Here is a 16,088-nt window from a genome sequence, read left to right as displayed (position 1 = left end):
GGGGGACGATGCCGCGCATGACCACCGAACGCACCGCAACCGTCCCCCGCGTCGACCCGTCCACCACCTCGGGCGAGCGTGAGGCGCTGGAGCAGTGGCTCGACTTCCATCGCGCGACCCTCGCGAGGAAGTGCGAGGGGCTCGACGACGCCCAGCTGCGCACCCTCTCCGCCGCTCCCTCCGACCTCAACCTGCTGGGACTCGTCCGCCACATGGCCGAGGTCGAGCGCGGCTGGTTCCGCCGCGTCCTCGCCGGCGAGGAGACCCGTTGGATCTACTCGACGGACGAGGACCGCGACCGGGACATCCACACCACCGAGGACGACACCTACGAGGAGGCGTACGCCACCTGGCAGGCCGAGATCGCCCACGCGCGCGAGGTGGCGGCGGGCCGCGGCCTCGACGAGCTGGGCGCGGGCGAGCACCGCAGCGGACGGACCTTCAACCTCCGCTGGATCTACCTCCACATGATCGAGGAGTACGCCCGCCACAACGGCCACGCGGACCTCATCCGGGAGCGGATCGACGGCGCGACCGGCGACTGAGCGGGTCAAGTCCGGTCCCGTGGCGGCTCACCCGTGCGGGGCATTCCCCGCCGGTAGGGGCGCGAAGATCACCGGGGGCCAGCAGAGTGGCGCGGGTGCATGGAACCCGAACCACAGCGAAGATCCTGGCCGGAGCGGCCGTCGCCGCCCTCGCGGGCTGCGTGTCGGTGGACGCCTCGCCGACGGCGCCCGCTCCCGCTCCCGCCGCGGAGACCTTACGTCCCGCCCAGGAGGTGGCCCCGCAGATCCTCCAGGGGCCGGCCCTGGAGGCCCTCGAAGCGGCGCTGCCCCCTCGTCCACCGTCCGCCGCGCCCCGCACGGCCCCCACCCCGGAGGCCCACCGGAGGGCGGCGGCGCCCGCGCCGAGGACAGGGACGCGGCAGCCCGAGGCAGTGCCCCACCCGCGTGCCCGCGAGCGGGAGCACCCGCACCCCACGACCCGGCCGGCGCTCCCCGACCTGCCGACACCGATCGGACTGCCGAAGGACGCGCCGGTGTCCCGGGCGGACGTCTGCGCGCTGGGCGAGCGGTACGGGGGCTGGGCCTCGGGCAGCGACCCGTCCAGGATCTGCCACGGCACGTTCGGCCGCTGAACCGCCCGGGGGCGGCCCCGCCCCGCCGACCGGGTCGCCCCCGAGGTCACACCCCTCGCTCCGCGCGGAGTCGTAGCTCCAGGCGCTCGATGGCGGCCCGCACCCCGTTCCCGTAGCCGTCGTCGTCCAGGTGGTCCGACGCCGCTCGCGCCCGGTCCAGATGGACGCGGGCGGCGTCGAACTGCTGGAGCTTGACGTAGTCGGCGGCCAGGTTGAGGTGGAGCGAGGGGTACAGCGCCCGGAGCGCCACGGCCGAGCCGTGCGCGGCCACCCGCTCCCCCGCGAGGCCCTCGGCGGCGCTCAGGGCCCGGAGGTCCCAGGCCAGCTCGGTGTCCGGGTCGTCCTGGGCGTCCGCCATGTAGTGCGCGAGGGTGCAGCGGTGCAGGGGATCCCCGTCGGGGCCGATCTGCTGCCAAAGCAGCCCGAAGCGATTGCGGGCCTCCTCGCGGTCGCCGCCGTGGAGCAGCATCATGGCCTGCCCGATCCTGGTCATGACCCCGTCGTCCGACACCTGCTGCTGCTCGGTCACGCGACCTCCACCCGCTCACCACTGGGAGGATCGACGCTAGCCGCCCCCGGCCCGGATCGGGCCGAGGCTCAGCCGAGGTCGGGGATGCGCCAGTCGATCGGCTCGTGTCCCTGGGCCGCGACGGCCGCGTCGATCTGGGTGAAGGGCCGCGATCCGAAGAACTTCTTCGCCGAGAGGGGCGAGGGGTGGGCGCCCTTCACGACGACGTGCCGCTCCTCGTCGATGAGCGGCAGCTTCTTCTGCGCGTAGTTGCCCCAGAGGACGAAGACGGCGGGGTCGGGCCGCGAGGCGACGGCGGTGATCACCGCGTCGGTGAACTTCTCCCAGCCCTTGCCCTTGTGCGAGTTCGCCTCGCCGGAGCGGACCGTCAGAACGGCGTTGAGCAGGAGGACGCCCTGCTCGGCCCACGGCATCAGATAGCCGTTGTCCGGGATCGGGTGGCCGAGCTCGGCCTGCATCTCCTTGTAGATGTTCCGCAGGGAGGGAGGGGTCTTCACCCCGGGCCGGACCGAGAAGCACAGGCCGTGCCCCTGCCCCTCGCCGTGGTAGGGGTCCTGACCGAGGATCAGGACCTTCACCTTGTCGTACGGCGTGGCGTCGAGGGCGGCGAAGACCTCGTCCTTCGGCGGGAAGACCGGCCCCCGGGCGCGCTCCTGCTCGACGAACTCGGTGAGCTGCGCGAAGTAGGGCTTGCGCAGTTCCTCGCCGAGGACGTCCCGCCAGGACTCGGGCAGCATGCTGGTGTCGGTCACGGTCTACAACCTCCGGTGGACGTGTCTGTCTCTCCACCGCAGAACCTATCGGGGGCCACTGACAGTGGCCCCCGCAGGCGGCTTCCTACCAGCTGGCCCGGCGGTGCAGCTGCCAGAGCTGCATGACCGTCTGCGGGTCGAGGGCGACCTCGCCGCCGCCGATGTCCTCACGGGCCGCGATGTACAGCTTGCCCTGCCACAGCGGCAGCAGCCGGACGTCCTGGACCATGATCTCCTGGGCCTCGACGAACTCGTCCGTGACGGTCCCGCGGTCGCTCTCGCGGCGGGACTTCGGGAGCAGCTCGCCGGTGATCCGCTTGCTCACGTAGGGCGTGCCGAGGACGTTCTCCGCGCCGATGAAGGGGGCGACGAAGTTGTCCGGGTCCGGGAAGTCGGGGAACCAGCCGCGCCCGAAGACCGGGTACTCGCCCTTCTGGTAGCCCGCCTGGAACTCCTTCCAGGGCTTGCCCTGCACGGTGACCTTGAAGAGACCGGACTCCTCCAGCTGGCGCTTGAGTTCCTTGAACTCGGCGGCCGTGGAGGAACCGTAGCGGTCGGTCGTGTACCAGAAGTTCAGCTCGACGGGCTCGGTGATGTCCGCGTCGCGCAGGAGCTTCTTGGCCTTCGCGACGCTCGGCGAACCGTAGCGGTCGTAGAACTTGGTGGTGTGAGCCGCGATTCCCTTGGGCACCATCGAGTACAGGGGTTCGGCGGTGCCCTGGTAGACCTTGTTGACCAGTTCGTCGCGGTCGACGAGCTGGGCGATGGCCTTGCGGACGGCGGGCTTGGCGACCGAGGGGTCCTGCGTGTTGAAGACGAGGTACCGGATGTCGGCGCCGGTCGACTCGACGAGCTGGAAGCCCTTGTTCTCGGGCTTGTCCTCCTGGAGGGCGACGACCTCCTCGGCGGTGAGGCCGCGGTAGGTGGCGTCGATCTCCTTCTTCTTCAGCGCGGCGACCATCTGGTCGGACTGGTCGAAGTAGCGGATGGTCACGCCGCCGTTCTTACGGTCGGCGAAGCCCTTGTACGTGGGGTTCTTGGTGAGCTCCGCCGACTCGCGCTCGGTGTACGAGTCCAGGACGTACGGCCCCGAACCGGTGAGCTTGCCGTCCTTGCGGAGCTGGTCGGCCGGGTACTCGGCGGGGTCCACGATGGACATGGCCGGCGTGGCGAGGACGAACGGGAAGGTGGCGTCCGACTTGTTGAGCCGGAAGACGACGGTCCTGTCGCCGACGGTCTCGATCTTGTCGAGCGAGCCGAGCATCCCGTTGGGGCCGCCCTTGTGGTTGATCGTGCGGATGCGCTCGATCGAGTACTGCACGGCCTTGGCGTCCAGCTTGTGCCCGTTGGAGAACGTGAGGCCCTCGACGAGCTTGCACTCGAAGACCCGGCTGGCGGTGTCCGAGAACTTGCAGTCGGCGGCGTCCGAGGCCGGGGTGGTGCTTCCGGTCGGGAAACTCACCAGGGTCTGGAATACATTCCGGAAGAGCTCCCAGGAATTGTCCCAGGCTGCGGCCGGATCAAGCGTGGTGGGAGAACTCGTCGTGCCGACGACGAGCTTCTGATCCCCGGCGGAGTCACTGTCCGAGAAGACACTGCATCCGGACACCAGGGATATGGACACAAGGGCTGCAGCGGCCTGCAGACTGGTCCGGTTGAACACGTGCACGCTCCTCGTTCAGCCAGGGGTCGGCCGACGATACCGCAGCACCCCGTCAGGTCAATGTTCGAGTCTGACGGGGCACTTGAGGCATTCATTACCCAACCGGGCGCAATCCGGACACCGAATCCGGAAAGTGTCCGATTATCGGTCACCCGACTCCGGCGTTCAGGAAAATCCCGCCGTCGACGACGAGTGTCTGACCGGTGATCCACTCCGACTGCGAGGAGGTCAGGAAGGCGGCGGCGCCACCGATGTCCTCGGGCTCGCCGAGCCGGCCGAGCGGATAGGCGGCGGCCGCCTCCGCTTCCCGGCCCTCGTACAGCGCCTGCGCGAATTTCGTCTTCACGACGGCCGGTGCGATGGAATTGACCCGCACGAGCGGCGCGAATTCATGCGCCAGTTGCAGGGTGAGGTTGACCATCGCGGCCTTGCTCATTCCGTATGCGCCGATGAAGGGCGAGGCGGACACGCCGGCGACCGACGCGATGTTCACGATCGCGCCGCCGTGGTCCTTCTGCCAGGCGTGCCAGGTCCGCTGGGCGAAGCCGAGCGCGGAGACCACGTTGGTCTCGAAGACCTTGCGGGCCACCCCGAGGTCGAGGTCGGCGATCGGCCCGAAGACCGGATTCGTACCGGCGTTGTTGATCAGGAAGTCCACCCGGCCGAAGCCGTCCATCGCCGCCTCGACGGCGGCGGCCTGGTGGGCCTCGTCATGGGCCTTGCCGGGGACGCCGATGGCCCGGTCGGCGCCGAGCCGCTCGACGGCCTCCTTGAGGGCCTCCTCGCCGCGCCCCGTGATGACGACCCGGTCGCCGCGGGCGACCAGCGCCTCGGCGATGCCGTACCCGATGCCCCGGCTCGCGCCGGTGACGAGGGCGACCTTGCCGGACAGCTCCGGCCGTGCCTGTGCGGTCATGAGTGCCGTACTCCTCTCGCTTGCCGGTCGTCAGTTGAGCGGGCCGCCGGCCACGTACATGACCTGGCCGGAGATGAAGCCGGCGTCGTCGCCGGTGAAGAAGGCGATCGCGTGGGCGACGTCCTCGGGGCGGCCGACCCGCTGCACCGGGATCACGGACGCGGCGGCCGCCTGGAACTCCTCGAAGCCCATGCCGACGCGCTCGGCGGTCTGCGCGGTCATCTCGGTGACGATGAAGCCCGGGGCGACGGCGTTGGCGGTGATGCCGAACTTGCCGAGCTCCTTGGCGAGGGTCTTGGTGAAGCCCTGCAGACCGGCCTTGACGGCCGCGTAGTTGGCCTGGCCGCGGTTGCCGAGCGCCGAGGAGGAGGAGAGCGAGACGATCCGGCCGAAGCCCGCGTCCACCATGTGCTTCTGACAGGCCTTCGCCATCAGGAAGGCACCCTTGAGGTGCACGTTCATGACGAGGTCCCAGTCCGACTCGGACATCTTGAACAGCAGGTTGTCGCGGAGCACACCCGCGTTGTTGACGAGGATCGTCGGCGCGCCGAGCTCGGCGGCGACCCGCGCGACGGCGGCCTCCACCTGGGCGCTGTCGGAGACGTCGCAGCCGACCGCGAGGGCGGTGCCGCCCGCGGCGGTGATCTTCTCGACGGTGTCCTTGCAGGCCGCCTCGTCGAGGTCGAGTACGGCGACGGCGCGGCCCTCGGCCGCGAGGCGGAGCGCGGTGGCGGCGCCGATTCCCCGTGCGGCACCCGTGACGACGGCTACGCGCTGCTCGGTGGTGGACATGCTTGGTTCTCCTCGCCCTTGGATCGTCCCTGGTCGCGGCCGAACCGGTCACCCGCTCCTGCGTCCCGCACATGAGCGACCGCTTAGTATCGTCCGCAGACGAGACGCTAGAAGCCCTGGCACCCGGTGTCAACGGCCCACCGGGTGCACCCGGCCACTCCCCGTCCACGGACGGCCGCGCTCAGCGCACCAGCAGGTCGAGCAGCCGCTCCACCTCGGCCTCCGGGTCGAGGGTGAGGCCCGTGTGCACGGGTCCCGGCTGGACGACCGTGGAACGGGGAGCGATCAACCAGCGGAAGCGCCGCCCCGCGTCGTCGCGCGCGGCCTGACCTGCGGCGTCACCCCCCAGACAGACTCCCTCGACGGCGCGCAGCGCCGCTCGCACGCCGGTCACGTCGGCCGCCGGGTCGAGCGCCGACAGCTTCGCCTCGTCCAGATGCGTCCGGGCGGCGACGAAGGACCGGGCGCGGCAGTAGACGACCACCCCGGCGTTGAAGCACTCGCCGCGCTCGACCCGCGGCACCACGCGCAGCAGCGCGTACTCGAAGACATCGCGGTCGCTCACGGGGTGCTGTCCTTCTCGGTGGGGTGCGGCCGGGGCGCGAGGCGCTCGGCGAGCCAGCCGGGCGGCTGCTGCGGCCGGTTCTCGCTGCGGGGGCCGAGCGTGATCCGCTCGTGGATGGTGGCGGCGCGGGACAGCAGCGCCTCGACGTAGGCGGCGCGCACCTCGTCCGTACCGTCGAAGCCGGGCTCGTCGACGAGCCACTCGTCGGGTACGTCGGCGGCGACCGCGTCGAGCAGCTCGCGGGTGACGAGCGGCGCGAGCTCGGCGGCCGCGGCGGCGATGTCCGGCGAGAAGGGGGCGAGCGCGTGGTCGGAGGCGTCGTACGGCTTGGCGGCGGAGGCCTGCGCGCCCGGCCAGTTGTGGTGCCAGATCATGGTGGCGCCGTGGTCGATGAGCCACAGGTCGCCGTGCCAGACGAGCATGTTCGGGTTCCGCCAGGAGCGGTCGACGTTGTTGATGACGGCGTCGAACCAGACGACCTTGCCGGCCTCGGCGGGGTCCACCTCGTACGCCAGCGGGTCGAAGCCCAAAGACCCGGGCAGGAAGTCCATCCCCAGGTTGAGCCCGCCGCTCGCCTTCAGCAGCTCCTGCACCTCCTGGTCGGGTTCGGAGAGCCCGATGACGGGGTCGAGCTGGATGGCGACGAGCTCCGGCACACGCAGCCCGAGCCGGCGGGCGAGCTGCCCGCAGATGACCTCGGCGACCAGGGTCTTGCGCCCCTGGCCGGCGCCGGTGAACTTCATGACGTACGTACCGAGGTCGTCGGCCTCGACGATCCCGGGGAGCGAGCCGCCCTCACGCAGGGGCGTGACGTAGCGGGTCGCTGTCACTTCTGTAAGCATCGCTCCAGGCTATCCACTCGCCGGAGGGCCCCGACCGGCGGCGGGAGCCGACGGGGTCCCGGGCTGTGGCGACCGGGCCAGGACGTCTCCTTCGGACACCTGGTCGTCACCGGCCCGCAGCGCGACCCACCGGGCCCAGGGCCGCTCCTGGTTCGCAGACGATCCCGAAGAAACGACCCGGGCCACGACCGCCCGGGCGGCGTCCGTCGGATGTTGACAGCCAGCTGGGCCATCCCGGTGGCAAACGGCCGCCAGAATGGAATCGCATATTTACCGTATGTAGCTTGATATGCGCTCGGCGTGACAGTTCGAGCACCCCTCTGGCAGGGAAACGCTCCCTGACACCGGGGCCGGCCCGGAGACACGGAGACGAACATGCCCAAAGGGCTGTCCATCCACATCGGCATCAACGAGATCGACGAGACCCGCTACGGCACCAAGGCCGAACTGAAGAACCCCGAGAACGACGCCCTGGCCATGGCCGAACTCGCCAAGGCCAACCGGTTCGCCCCCGTCGCGACCCTGCTCACCAAGAACGCCACCAGCGAGAAGGTCACCGGAGCGCTGAAGGAAGCCGCCGACCAGCTCACGGCCGGCGACATGCTCCTGCTCACCTACGCGGGCCACGGCGCCCAGGTCCCCGACAAGAACGGCGACGAGCCGGACCGCCGCGACGAGACCTGGGTCCTCTACGACCGCCAGTTCGTCGACGACGAACTCCACGCGCTCTTCGGTACGTTCGCCGAAGACGTACGCATCCTGCTGCTGTCCGACAGCTGCCACAGCGGCACCGTGGCGCGCGACCTCTCCCTCTTCCTCGACGACAGCGAGCTGGAGCGCGGCTTCGACACCAGCGACCGGGTCGAGGTCCGCGCCCGCGTCCGGGCGCTCCCGCAGGACGTGCAGTTCCGCAACTACCAGCGCGACCAGGAGCTCTACGACGAGATCCAGCGCTCCGTGCCCGCCCTGGACCTCCAGGACATCGCGGCCGACGTCCTGCTGGTCTCCGGCTGCCAGGACAACCAGACCTCCAGCGACGGCGCGGGTGCCCACGGCCTGTTCACCGAGACCATGCTCAAGACCTGGAAGAACGGCGCCTTCCGGGGCACCTATTCCACGCTCCACCGGCAGGTCACCGAAGCCATGCCGTTCTACCAGTCGCCGAACCTGTTCCAGACGGGGAAGTCCACCCCCGCCTTCCTCGCCCAGTCCCCCTTCGCCATCTCCTAGGGCGTGTCAGCCGCTCGGAAGCGGTGCCGGCTCCCCGGTCGGAGTCGTCCAGCCGGGGATCGAGGTGCCGTCGGGGAGTCGGCCCGTGAGGCGTACCGGTCCCTCCGCGGCGCCGGCCTCGGCCGACAGGACGGGGCCCCGGGTAGTGGCGGTGACGGCGCCGCCGGCCGTGAGGCCGGTCAGGCGGCGGCTGCCCGCGGCGAGGAAGTACCGCGTGCCCGACGGCGCCGTCCAGTACGCGCCGGCGAGGACGTGCTGACCGAAGCGGCTGCACGCCGCCGTGTCCCGGAGTTCCGTCACGGTGCGCGGCTCGGCACCCGCCGGTCCCGCCGGTGCCGTGAGGGAGACGGAGATGCGCCCGCTCCCCTCCCAGGTGTCCACGCGGGAGCAGACCCACAGGGCCCGGCCCGCGCGTTCGGGCAGTGACTGCTCCGCGTACTCCCAGCGGTTGACCGAGCGGACGCCGGTGCCGTGCAGGGCCGCGAGGGAACAGGCGGCGGGAGCCCAGGCCGCCAGTCCCCGGTCGCCGGTGGCCTCGCGCGGCGCCCGCGCCGGGGCGCCCGTGCCCGGCCCCGGTGTCCAGGTCAGGTGGACCGGGGTCAGCTCCCCCAGGTCCGCGAGGAGGAAGGCGTGGTCCTCGACGATCCGTGCGGAGGAGGTGAGCCGGAGCGCGGTCGCGTTCGCGCACCGGCCCGGCCCCTCGTACGGGACATCCGCGGTGAGGCCCTCCGGGGTGACGTCCAGGGGGCGGGCCGCCGCCCCGGGCGCGCGGAGGTCGCGTACCTCCGCCTCCGCGATCCACGGCGCGAGGAGGTACCGCGCCCGGCCCGGCGTCCGGATGAGCACCACGGCCGCGCCCGTGGTGACGTCGGCGTCGTCCACGCGCGCGAGGTCCAGGACGACGGGGCCGCGCCCGTCGCCGGACTCTGCGTACCGGGCGAGTCTGCGGCCGTCGTGGAGGAGGACCACCGCGGCGCCGTCGACCGTGCCCGCGTAGAGGAGGCGGGGTGGTTCGGCGGGCGGTGACGTGGGCGTGCCCGGGGTGGCCGACAGTCGTACGCCGGGGCCCGCACCCCGGGACCAGGCCTCCAGGGCGCGCCGCAGCAGGGCCGTGTCCGCCGTCCGCGCCCCGCGGGCCGGCCAGGCGGTGAAGTCGACGCGCGAGGTGTCGGCCCAGCGTTCGGCGGGTGCGCGTACCAGAGCGGTGGGGTCGAGGGCGCGGGCCAGGGCGGCGGCGGAGGGGGCAGTCGCGGACGCCGTGCGGTCCGGTGTGTTCCCGGAGCGGAGTTCGACGGTGGTGACGGCGGCCGTCGTGACGAGGAGGACCGCGCCCGCGAGCGCGGCGAGCCGCTCGCGCCGGTGACGGCGCAGGAGGTCGGTGGGGCGGGTGTGGACGGTGCACGGGTCGAACTCCGCGCTGCCGAGGAGCGTCGCGATGTCGGTGCCGGGTGCGGAGTCGAGGAGTTCGGCGGCGCGCAGGGCGGAGTCCGGTTCCGCGGTGCCCGCCCGGGCGAGGAGGTGGACGACCGTTTCCTCGGGAAGGCGTTCGAGCGTACGGAGGGCGAGCGCGGCCCGCGTCGCGGGCGCGGCGCCCGCCAGGGCGCGGTCCAGGGCGAGTTCGTCGGAGCCCCCGGCGCGCGGGAAGAGCCGCAGGCCCAGGACGAGCGGCAGCCGGACCGCCGGAGCGAATCGCCGCGGCGGTCGCAGCGCGGCCCGTACGACGGTCTCCCGCAGCCAGGAGTACGCGGGCCGCTCGCCGCCCCGCTGCCCGGGCAGGGACACCGTGGCGCGGTGCGGCGGGTCGGTGGACGTCCCGGGATGGTGCGGCCGGTCGGGGGGCGCGGGCGGCTCGGGCCGGGGGTGTGCCGGGCGGGGGCGGCCGGTGGATTCCGCGAGTGCCTTCTGTACGAGGGCGTGGGCGGTCAGGACCCGGCGGTGGCGGCCCAGCGTCGGCGGCAGGATCAGATAGGCGAGGCGGACGAGCCGCGGATAGTTCTCGACGAGCGCCGCCTCGGCGTCCTCCCGGGCGGGGCGGTCGGCCGGTATCGCGGTGCCGGTGGTGACATGACGGGACAGCATGACCGGCCAACGATCCCGGAACGGCGGCGTCACCTCGTAAGTGTGACCGTACGACTCCCCCGGAAGCGGGACGCGTCGACGGAGCCGGCCCCGCCCGGAAGGCCGCCGGGGCCGCACCGGGCAGGTCCACTGCGGTCCTGACCGGCACGGCCCCGGCGTTCACGGGAGGGCGGGCGTCATCCTGCGGCTCGTCCCCGGATCACCCCCGCTCCCAGGTGCCGATCCGGCGGTGCCGGGGGCGTTCGGGTCGCTGACGGGGCAGCAGGGCCACCGCGAGGAACAGCGGGACGAGGACGAGGAGCGAGAAGGTCACACTCCCTCCCCCGCGTACTCCTTTCCGGGACGGGCGCGTCGGCGCGAGGTGGGTGGGGAGGCGCCCCAGGCGGCTGCGCGCAGCCGTTCCATCGCCGGGGTGACGCCGGTCAGCCGCAGTTTCCGGCCCCGGTCCGTCCAGTCCGTGAGGATCCGCAGAAGGGCGGAGTCCGCGAAGGTGACACGCGAGGTGTCGAGGACGAGCCGGTGGTAGCCGTGGGCGGGCGCGACGGCCAGCATCACCCTCAACGGCCCCGCGCTGTGGTGGTCGACCTCACCGTGGAGTTCGACCCGCAGGGTCTCCGCGTCGGGAGTGGTGCAGGAACGGACGCTTATGGCGCAGGGTGCGGAGTCCGCACCCTGGTCCAGCGGTCCGGCGCCCGACGGGGCGGAGGGGGTGGAAGGGGCGGTCAGTATCGGAAGGTTGCTTGCGGTACTCACACCAGGGGAACGGGGCCGGGGCCACGGACGGCACGCGACCTCACCCCGCTGGACCGCCGATGCGCACGTGCGGGGGAAACGCGTCACCCGTACGAGCCACGCACGCGGCGGGGCCCGTCACGTGGTGTCACGTGACGGGCCCCGCCTCCCCTTTACCGGATCCGGTTCCCCCGGCTCGCCCCTACTTGGGCATCAGGACGGTGTCGACGATGTACACGGTGGCGTTGGCCGTGGGGACGTTGCCGCAGACGACCTTCGAGGAGTCGTTGACGGTGTACGCCTCGTCCGCACCCTTCGTGGTCAGCGTGCCCTTCTGGAGCGTCTCGAAGGAGCCGTCCTCCAGCTGTTCGGGCGTCAGCTTCTGGCCCACCACGTGGTAGGTGAGGATCTTGGTGAGCTGCTCCTTGTCGGCCAGCACCTTGTCCAGGTCGGCCTTGGGGATCTTCGCGAAGGCGTCGTTCGTGGGCGCGAACACCGTGATGTTCTGCGCGGTGTTGAGGGTGTCCACCAGGCCGGCCTGCTTGACCGCGGCCACCAGCGTGGACAGCGCCGGGTTGTTGGAGGCGGCCGTGGCGACCGGGTCCTTCGCCATGCCGTCGAAGGAGCCGGCGCCGTCCTTCGGCACCGAGGCACAGGCCGGGCCGAAGGGGCTGTCGGCGGCCATGTCCGTGCCGGTCGAGGGCGCGTTCTCCCGCGGCGACGAGGACGAGACCTCGGAACCCGCCTCGGACGCGGTGTCCGAGCCGGAGTCCGAGCAGGCGGCCAGGGAGAAGGGCAGTGCGACCGCTGCTGCCACGGCGACGGCGGCGCGGCGGAGGCGAAGAGCGTTCATGAGGAGATGACCCCTTGTATCGAGTGCGCGAGCGAGAACGCACGGTGGGAGGAACGGCACGACCACCCCGGCCGGGAGTGCGGTGACGCGTTCGGGCCACCGCGGGGAACTCCCCACCGCGGCCCTGTTGTCGTGGGTGTTTCGGAGCCCGCGGCCATCCGGATGGGTCTTTCACCCGTTCGAGTGAGAAGAGCCCTCGCGTTAGGGTGTGGCGTGCCTTCGCGAACCCTCCTCACCAGCACTTCTCTCGCGCACGCCGCTCTGCGCTCGCATGTCGAGGGGGGCCGGGAGTGGCCGCTCCTGGTGTGGGCTCCCGGGCCGGGCGTCCGCATGGTGTCGAGTGCCGTGCTCGGTGGAGGCATCGGCGCGCGGGAGTGGGTGCTCAACGCCCAGGTCCCGCCCGGCTACGACCGGCGTGACCCCGTGGCACACCTTCGCGACCTGGCTTCGGACGCGGGACTCACCGGCGCCGGCGTGGGGCTGATGACGGCGGCCTCCGTCACGGACCGGCGTCATGCCGAGGACGGCGGCGTCCAGGCCGTGGTCACCGCCGGGATCGGGGTACGGGGCTGGGCCGCGGTGCCGGGAAGCGGCGGCGTCGCCGCTCAGCGCCCGGGGACGATCAACATCGTCGTGTCGCTGCCCGTGGCCCTCACGGACGCCGCGCTCGTGAACGCGGTCGCCACCGCCACCGAGGCGAAGACCCAGGCCCTCGTCGAACTCGGGGCCGACGCCTCCGGCACGCCGACGGACGCCGTCTGCGTGGCCGCCCCCGCCCCGGCCGGGACCGAGGCCGAGCCGTTCGCCGGTCCGCGCTCCCTCTGGGGCGCGCGGCTCGCCCGCGCGGTGCACCGGGCGACGAGGGAGGCGTGCGAGGGCCTGCTCGCCGCCGAACGTTCCGGCACGCCGGTCGCCTGACAGCGGCGACCGGGAACGGGTAATCCCTCCCGGACTGAGGACCGGGGAACCCCCTCCACCCGACTCGCATCGTTTGTGCGTCGTACGCTGGAGGCATGTCCGACACGGAGCACGCCCTCACCACCGGCGCGGTCGCCCGGCGCCTCGGGGTGTCGCCGACCACCCTGCGCTCATGGGACCAGCGGTACGGCATCGGTCCCGAGGCCCGGGTCGGCGGACGTCACCGGCGCTGGGCCCCGGGCGACGTCGCCATGCTGGAGGAGATGTGCCGGCTGACGGCCTCCGGAGTCCCTCCCGCCGAGGCCGCGCGAGCGGCCCGGACCGCACGCGCGCGCCCCGGCGCGGGCGACGGCGCCGAGACGCGGGCCAGGATCCCGGCCCCGTACCCCGACCTGCCCGGGCCGGACGCCCCCGGGCGGAACGGGCAGGGGCCGGGCGGGCCGGGCCCCGGCGGACCGGCGCGGGGCGGTCCCGGACCGAGCGACCCGGGACCGATCGACCCTGGACAGAACGGCCCGGGGCACGGCGGACCGGGACCGAGCGCGGTGGGGCCCGGCGGGACGGGCGCACCTGCTCCCCGCACCTCGGCGCGACAGCCGGGATCGGGCAACGGTCTTCCCCTCGGTGATGTGCGCCTGGAGTGCCGCGGCCTGGCCCGCGCCGCCGTGCGGCTCGACGGGCCCACCCTCGACTCCCTGCTCCGGGACGTCGTGGCGGACCACGGCCTCGTCACCGCGTGGGAGGAGGTGATGGCCCCGACCCTGCACGCGGTGGGACGCAAGTGGGAGTCCTCCGGAGACCGTTACGTGGAGGTGGAGCACCTGCTGTCCTGGCACGTGTCGACCGCGCTCCGGCAGGTGGTCGCGGCCACCGGCCCCGTCGCCATGGCCCCGGTCCTCCTCGCGTGCGTTCCCGCCGAGCAGCACACCCTGCCGTTGGAGGCGCTGGCCGCGGGCCTCGCCGAACGCGGTGTGCCCAGCCGCATGTTCGGCGCGGCCGTCCCCGCCGAGGCGCTCGACGCCGCCGTCCGGCGCACGGGCCCGGCCGCGGTGGTGCTGTGGTCCCAGGCCCGCTCGACCGCGAACCACGCCCTGGCCCAGCACGTCGCGGCGAGTTCCTTCGGCGTCAAGGGGGCACGGACGCACCCTCTGGTGATGCTCGCGGGACCGGGGTGGGCGGGCCGCGCCGTACCGCCGGGCATGCTGCGTCCCGGCGGTCTGCGGGAGGCGCTCGACGGCCTCTCGCGGCTCTACGCGGAGGCACCGGCACCGCAGGCCGGCTGAGAGGGCCGTCGCGCGTCGGCGTACGTTCTCACGCCGGGCGGGTCGAGGTCAGGACGCCGATCTTGTCGATGCGGTGCTCGGGGTTGCCCTGGGCGTCCCGCCAGAAGTTGCCCGCCGCGTCGTCCTCCGGCGTCGCGCAGGTGGAGAGCGTGATCATGGCCCGGGTGGGCTTCTCGCCGGGTTCGCCCGGCACGGCGGCCCGCTGTTCGGCGAGCGAGCGGGCCGAGCGGAAGGACGTGGTCCGGGTCTCGACGATCTCGTAGGTGTAGACGGTGCCCTCGGCCGTGACGCGCACCTGGTCCCCCACCTCGACCGAGGGCAGCTCACGCAGGGGCCCGCCGGCCGAGAGCCGGTGGGCGGTCACCAGGTAGTTGCCGACCTCGCCCGGCCCCACGCCACCGCGCTCGCCGTAGGGACTCGCCGCCACGCCACGGTCCTGGATGCGGGTGCCCGCGCGGTCGTCCGTGGTGCCCTCGTACGGGACGACGTCCAGGTCCTCGACGCCGATCGACGGTATGGACAGCTCGGCGTCGACCGGCCCCCGCGGGGAGGGAGCGGTCGACGTGGGCGCGGGGGCGGCGGGAAGAGGCGCCGCCGTGAGTTTGGGGGGAAGGGCGTCGGCCGTGGGGGCCGACGACGTGACCGGGGGGACCGCCGGCGCAGGGCCGTGCGCTCCCGTGGACGTACCGTCGCCGCCCGCGCAGCCGACCAGCGCGGCGACGGCCGCGACCACCGCGGCCACGAGGGCGACCAGACCCCTGCGCGGGCTCCGGCCTCCGGACCGGGCCTTCGGGACGGCCTCACCACGCTTGGCACCCATGTCCCCAGGATGGCCTACTCCCCCGTCCCCGGCACCTACGGCGTGGGCGGTCGGCCGCCCCGCCGCCTCAGCCGTGCGAGAGCAGTGCCGCCGTGAGTTCCGCCGCGCGCCGGTGCCAGAGGTCCGCGCACCGGAGCATGGCGTGGCCCCCGGTCGGCATCGGGATGCCGACGGCGTCGGCGCCCGCCGCGCGCGCACGGCGGACGAAGTCCCAGGACTCGCGGGCCGAGGTGACGCGGTCGGTCTCGTCGTGGAGGAGGTAGAGGCGTCGGCCGCCGAGGTGGTCCACCGGCTCGTCCGCGGGGCACCACGGCGCCAGGGCGACGACACCCCGGACCGCCGGGTCGCCCGCGGCGCGGAGGGCCGCTCGGCCCCCCATGGAGTGGCCGATGAGGACGACGGGCACGGCACCCGCCCGCTCGCGGAGGGCCGCGAGCGCGGTCTCCGCGTCCTTGGCGGCGTCGGCGCGCGGGCCGTTCCAGCCGCGGTGGCGGTAGCGCACCTCGCCGATCAGGACGTCCCGGCCCCGGACCGCGCGGGTCACGGCCGAGGCGAAGGGCCGCATCCGCAGCGCCGGGAGGTTGAGGGCGGGCGGCGGCTCGGGCCCGTCGGCGCGGCCGCCGTGGAGCAGCAGCACGGCCGCGGTGGGCGCGGGCGGCCCGCTGCGGACGAGCAGGGTCGACGTGCCGGGGGTGCTCGGGTCGGCACGGCGCCGGGTACGGCATGTCATCGCGCGGCCGTCCCGTTCCCGCGCCGGGGCGCGGGGAGGGGGAACCCGCTCGCGCGGGCCGTGTGGGCCGCGTATCCGGGCCGCTTCGCCATATGGGGCCTCCAGGAGTCGTTTGCCGCTTCCCCGGATGAGCGGGGCGCTCATGACGAGGGGGGAGACGACCGTGAGGGCCGCAGTCTGCCAGGTTCCGCACCTCGTCAGACACAGACCCCACCAGACGGGAAAGTCGCCGTCGTGGTGGGGGTG

The 16,088-nt window shown here is 73.1% G+C and carries 17 protein-coding genes and 1 pseudogene; 5 read left to right on the top strand and 13 right to left on the bottom strand.

Features of this window, described 5'->3' with window-relative positions; genetic code table 11:
• Positions 1–8: 8 nt before the first annotated feature.
• On the top strand, positions 9–545 hold the full coding sequence (locus tag AMK29_RS22860) for a DinB family protein (protein ID WP_382618700.1): 537 nt from the start codon (positions 9–11) through the stop codon (positions 543–545).
• A gap of 95 nt (positions 546–640) precedes the next feature.
• Positions 641–1,138, top strand: a complete 498-nt coding sequence (locus tag AMK29_RS22855; RefSeq protein ID WP_241845659.1) for a hypothetical protein — start codon at positions 641–643, stop codon at positions 1,136–1,138.
• A gap of 46 nt (positions 1,139–1,184) precedes the next feature.
• On the opposite strand, the gene AMK29_RS22850 is transcribed toward AMK29_RS22855, so the two are convergent.
• The 7 genes from AMK29_RS22850 to AMK29_RS22820 all read right to left on the bottom strand — a co-directional run bounded on the left by AMK29_RS22850 (position 1,185) and on the right by AMK29_RS22820 (position 7,197).
• Entirely contained in the window at positions 1,185–1,667 is a 483-nt protein-coding gene (locus AMK29_RS22850) for a hypothetical protein (protein WP_073816008.1), read from the bottom strand.
• Between the two features lie 68 nt (positions 1,668–1,735).
• On the bottom strand, positions 1,736–2,419 hold the full coding sequence (ung, locus tag AMK29_RS22845; RefSeq protein ID WP_073816006.1) for a uracil-DNA glycosylase: 684 nt from the start codon (positions 2,417–2,419) through the stop codon (positions 1,736–1,738).
• Between the two features lie 85 nt (positions 2,420–2,504).
• Complete coding sequence (locus AMK29_RS22840) at positions 2,505–4,082, bottom strand: ABC transporter substrate-binding protein (protein ID WP_073816004.1); 1,578 nt, start codon at positions 4,080–4,082, stop codon at positions 2,505–2,507.
• Positions 4,083–4,230: 148 nt separating this feature from the next.
• The gene (locus AMK29_RS22835) at positions 4,231–4,998 is read right to left on the bottom strand and encodes an SDR family oxidoreductase (RefSeq protein ID WP_073816002.1); all 768 of its coding nucleotides are present in this window, start codon (positions 4,996–4,998) and stop codon (positions 4,231–4,233) included.
• Between the two features lie 30 nt (positions 4,999–5,028).
• The gene (fabG, locus tag AMK29_RS22830; RefSeq protein ID WP_073815997.1) at positions 5,029–5,790 is read right to left on the bottom strand and encodes a 3-oxoacyl-ACP reductase FabG; all 762 of its coding nucleotides are present in this window, start codon (positions 5,788–5,790) and stop codon (positions 5,029–5,031) included.
• Between the two features lie 181 nt (positions 5,791–5,971).
• On the bottom strand, positions 5,972–6,355 hold the full coding sequence (locus AMK29_RS22825; RefSeq protein WP_073815995.1) for a DUF3037 domain-containing protein: 384 nt from the start codon (positions 6,353–6,355) through the stop codon (positions 5,972–5,974).
• Entirely contained in the window at positions 6,352–7,197 is an 846-nt protein-coding gene (locus tag AMK29_RS22820) for a HipA family kinase (protein ID WP_073815993.1), read from the bottom strand. Before AMK29_RS22820 ends, AMK29_RS22825 begins: the two co-directional genes overlap by 4 nt.
• A gap of 375 nt (positions 7,198–7,572) precedes the next feature.
• On the opposite strand from AMK29_RS22820, the gene AMK29_RS22815 reads away from it, so the two are divergent.
• Entirely contained in the window at positions 7,573–8,427 is an 855-nt protein-coding gene (locus tag AMK29_RS22815; RefSeq protein WP_073815991.1) for a caspase family protein, read from the top strand.
• Between the two features lie 6 nt (positions 8,428–8,433).
• Here AMK29_RS22815 and AMK29_RS22810 read toward each other — a convergent pair whose 3' ends face one another.
• The 3 genes from AMK29_RS22810 to AMK29_RS22800 form a co-directional block, all read right to left on the bottom strand.
• The gene (locus AMK29_RS22810) at positions 8,434–10,506 is read right to left on the bottom strand and encodes a hypothetical protein (protein ID WP_073815989.1); all 2,073 of its coding nucleotides are present in this window, start codon (positions 10,504–10,506) and stop codon (positions 8,434–8,436) included.
• A gap of 309 nt (positions 10,507–10,815) precedes the next feature.
• Positions 10,816–11,259, bottom strand: a complete 444-nt coding sequence (locus tag AMK29_RS22805; protein ID WP_073815987.1) for an STAS domain-containing protein — start codon at positions 11,257–11,259, stop codon at positions 10,816–10,818.
• A gap of 181 nt (positions 11,260–11,440) precedes the next feature.
• Entirely contained in the window at positions 11,441–12,091 is a 651-nt protein-coding gene (locus AMK29_RS22800) for a fasciclin domain-containing protein (protein ID WP_073815985.1), read from the bottom strand.
• A 213-nt stretch (positions 12,092–12,304) separates the two neighbouring features.
• Between AMK29_RS22800 and AMK29_RS22795 the strand changes: the two genes are divergently transcribed.
• Positions 12,305–13,009, top strand: coding sequence for an adenosylcobinamide amidohydrolase (locus AMK29_RS22795; RefSeq protein ID WP_382618705.1), 705 nt, complete (start codon positions 12,305–12,307; stop codon positions 13,007–13,009).
• Positions 13,010–13,104: 95 nt separating this feature from the next.
• On the top strand, positions 13,105–14,292 hold the full coding sequence (locus AMK29_RS22790; RefSeq protein WP_073815983.1) for a MerR family transcriptional regulator: 1,188 nt from the start codon (positions 13,105–13,107) through the stop codon (positions 14,290–14,292).
• Between the two features lie 28 nt (positions 14,293–14,320).
• Here the strand turns inward: AMK29_RS22790 and AMK29_RS37385 are convergent, their stop codons facing one another.
• From AMK29_RS37385 to AMK29_RS37380, 3 genes and pseudogenes are all read right to left on the bottom strand, one after another.
• On the bottom strand, positions 14,321–15,112 hold the full coding sequence (locus AMK29_RS37385) for a class E sortase (RefSeq protein ID WP_241845656.1): 792 nt from the start codon (positions 15,110–15,112) through the stop codon (positions 14,321–14,323).
• A gap of 67 nt (positions 15,113–15,179) precedes the next feature.
• A complete protein-coding gene (locus AMK29_RS22780; protein WP_073815982.1) occupies positions 15,180–15,842 on the bottom strand; it encodes an alpha/beta hydrolase in 663 nt (220 codons plus the stop codon).
• A gap of 156 nt (positions 15,843–15,998) precedes the next feature.
• Positions 15,999–16,043, bottom strand: a pseudogene (locus AMK29_RS37380) (hypothetical protein); the annotation flags it as partial.
• Positions 16,044–16,088: the final 45 nt, after the last annotated feature.

Origin of the sequence: Streptomyces sp. CB02261 (assembly GCF_001905665.1) — a bacterium.
Lineage (GTDB): Bacteria > Actinomycetota > Actinomycetes > Streptomycetales > Streptomycetaceae > Streptomyces.
This window is presented reverse-complemented; position numbering and strand designations above follow the sequence as displayed.

Excerpts from the sequence above, each read along its gene's own strand:
- AMK29_RS22860 (WP_382618700.1), top strand. The coding sequence starts at position 9 with ATGCCGCGCATGACCACCGAACGCACCGCAACCGTCCCCCGCGTCGAC.
- AMK29_RS22835 (WP_073816002.1), bottom strand. The coding sequence starts at position 4,998 with ATGACCGCACAGGCACGGCCGGAGCTGTCCGGCAAGGTCGCCCTCGTC.
- fabG (WP_073815997.1), bottom strand. The coding sequence starts at position 5,790 with ATGTCCACCACCGAGCAGCGCGTAGCCGTCGTCACGGGTGCCGCACGG.
- AMK29_RS22820 (WP_073815993.1), bottom strand. The coding sequence starts at position 7,197 with ATGCTTACAGAAGTGACAGCGACCCGCTACGTCACGCCCCTGCGTGAG.
- AMK29_RS22815 (WP_073815991.1), top strand. The coding sequence starts at position 7,573 with ATGCCCAAAGGGCTGTCCATCCACATCGGCATCAACGAGATCGACGAG.
- AMK29_RS22810 (WP_073815989.1), bottom strand. The coding sequence starts at position 10,506 with ATGCTGTCCCGTCATGTCACCACCGGCACCGCGATACCGGCCGACCGC.
- AMK29_RS22800 (WP_073815985.1), bottom strand. The coding sequence starts at position 12,091 with ATGAACGCTCTTCGCCTCCGCCGCGCCGCCGTCGCCGTGGCAGCAGCG.
- AMK29_RS22790 (WP_073815983.1), top strand. The coding sequence starts at position 13,105 with ATGTCCGACACGGAGCACGCCCTCACCACCGGCGCGGTCGCCCGGCGC.
- AMK29_RS37385 (WP_241845656.1), bottom strand. The coding sequence starts at position 15,112 with ATGGGTGCCAAGCGTGGTGAGGCCGTCCCGAAGGCCCGGTCCGGAGGC.
- AMK29_RS22780 (WP_073815982.1), bottom strand. The coding sequence starts at position 15,842 with ATGACATGCCGTACCCGGCGCCGTGCCGACCCGAGCACCCCCGGCACG.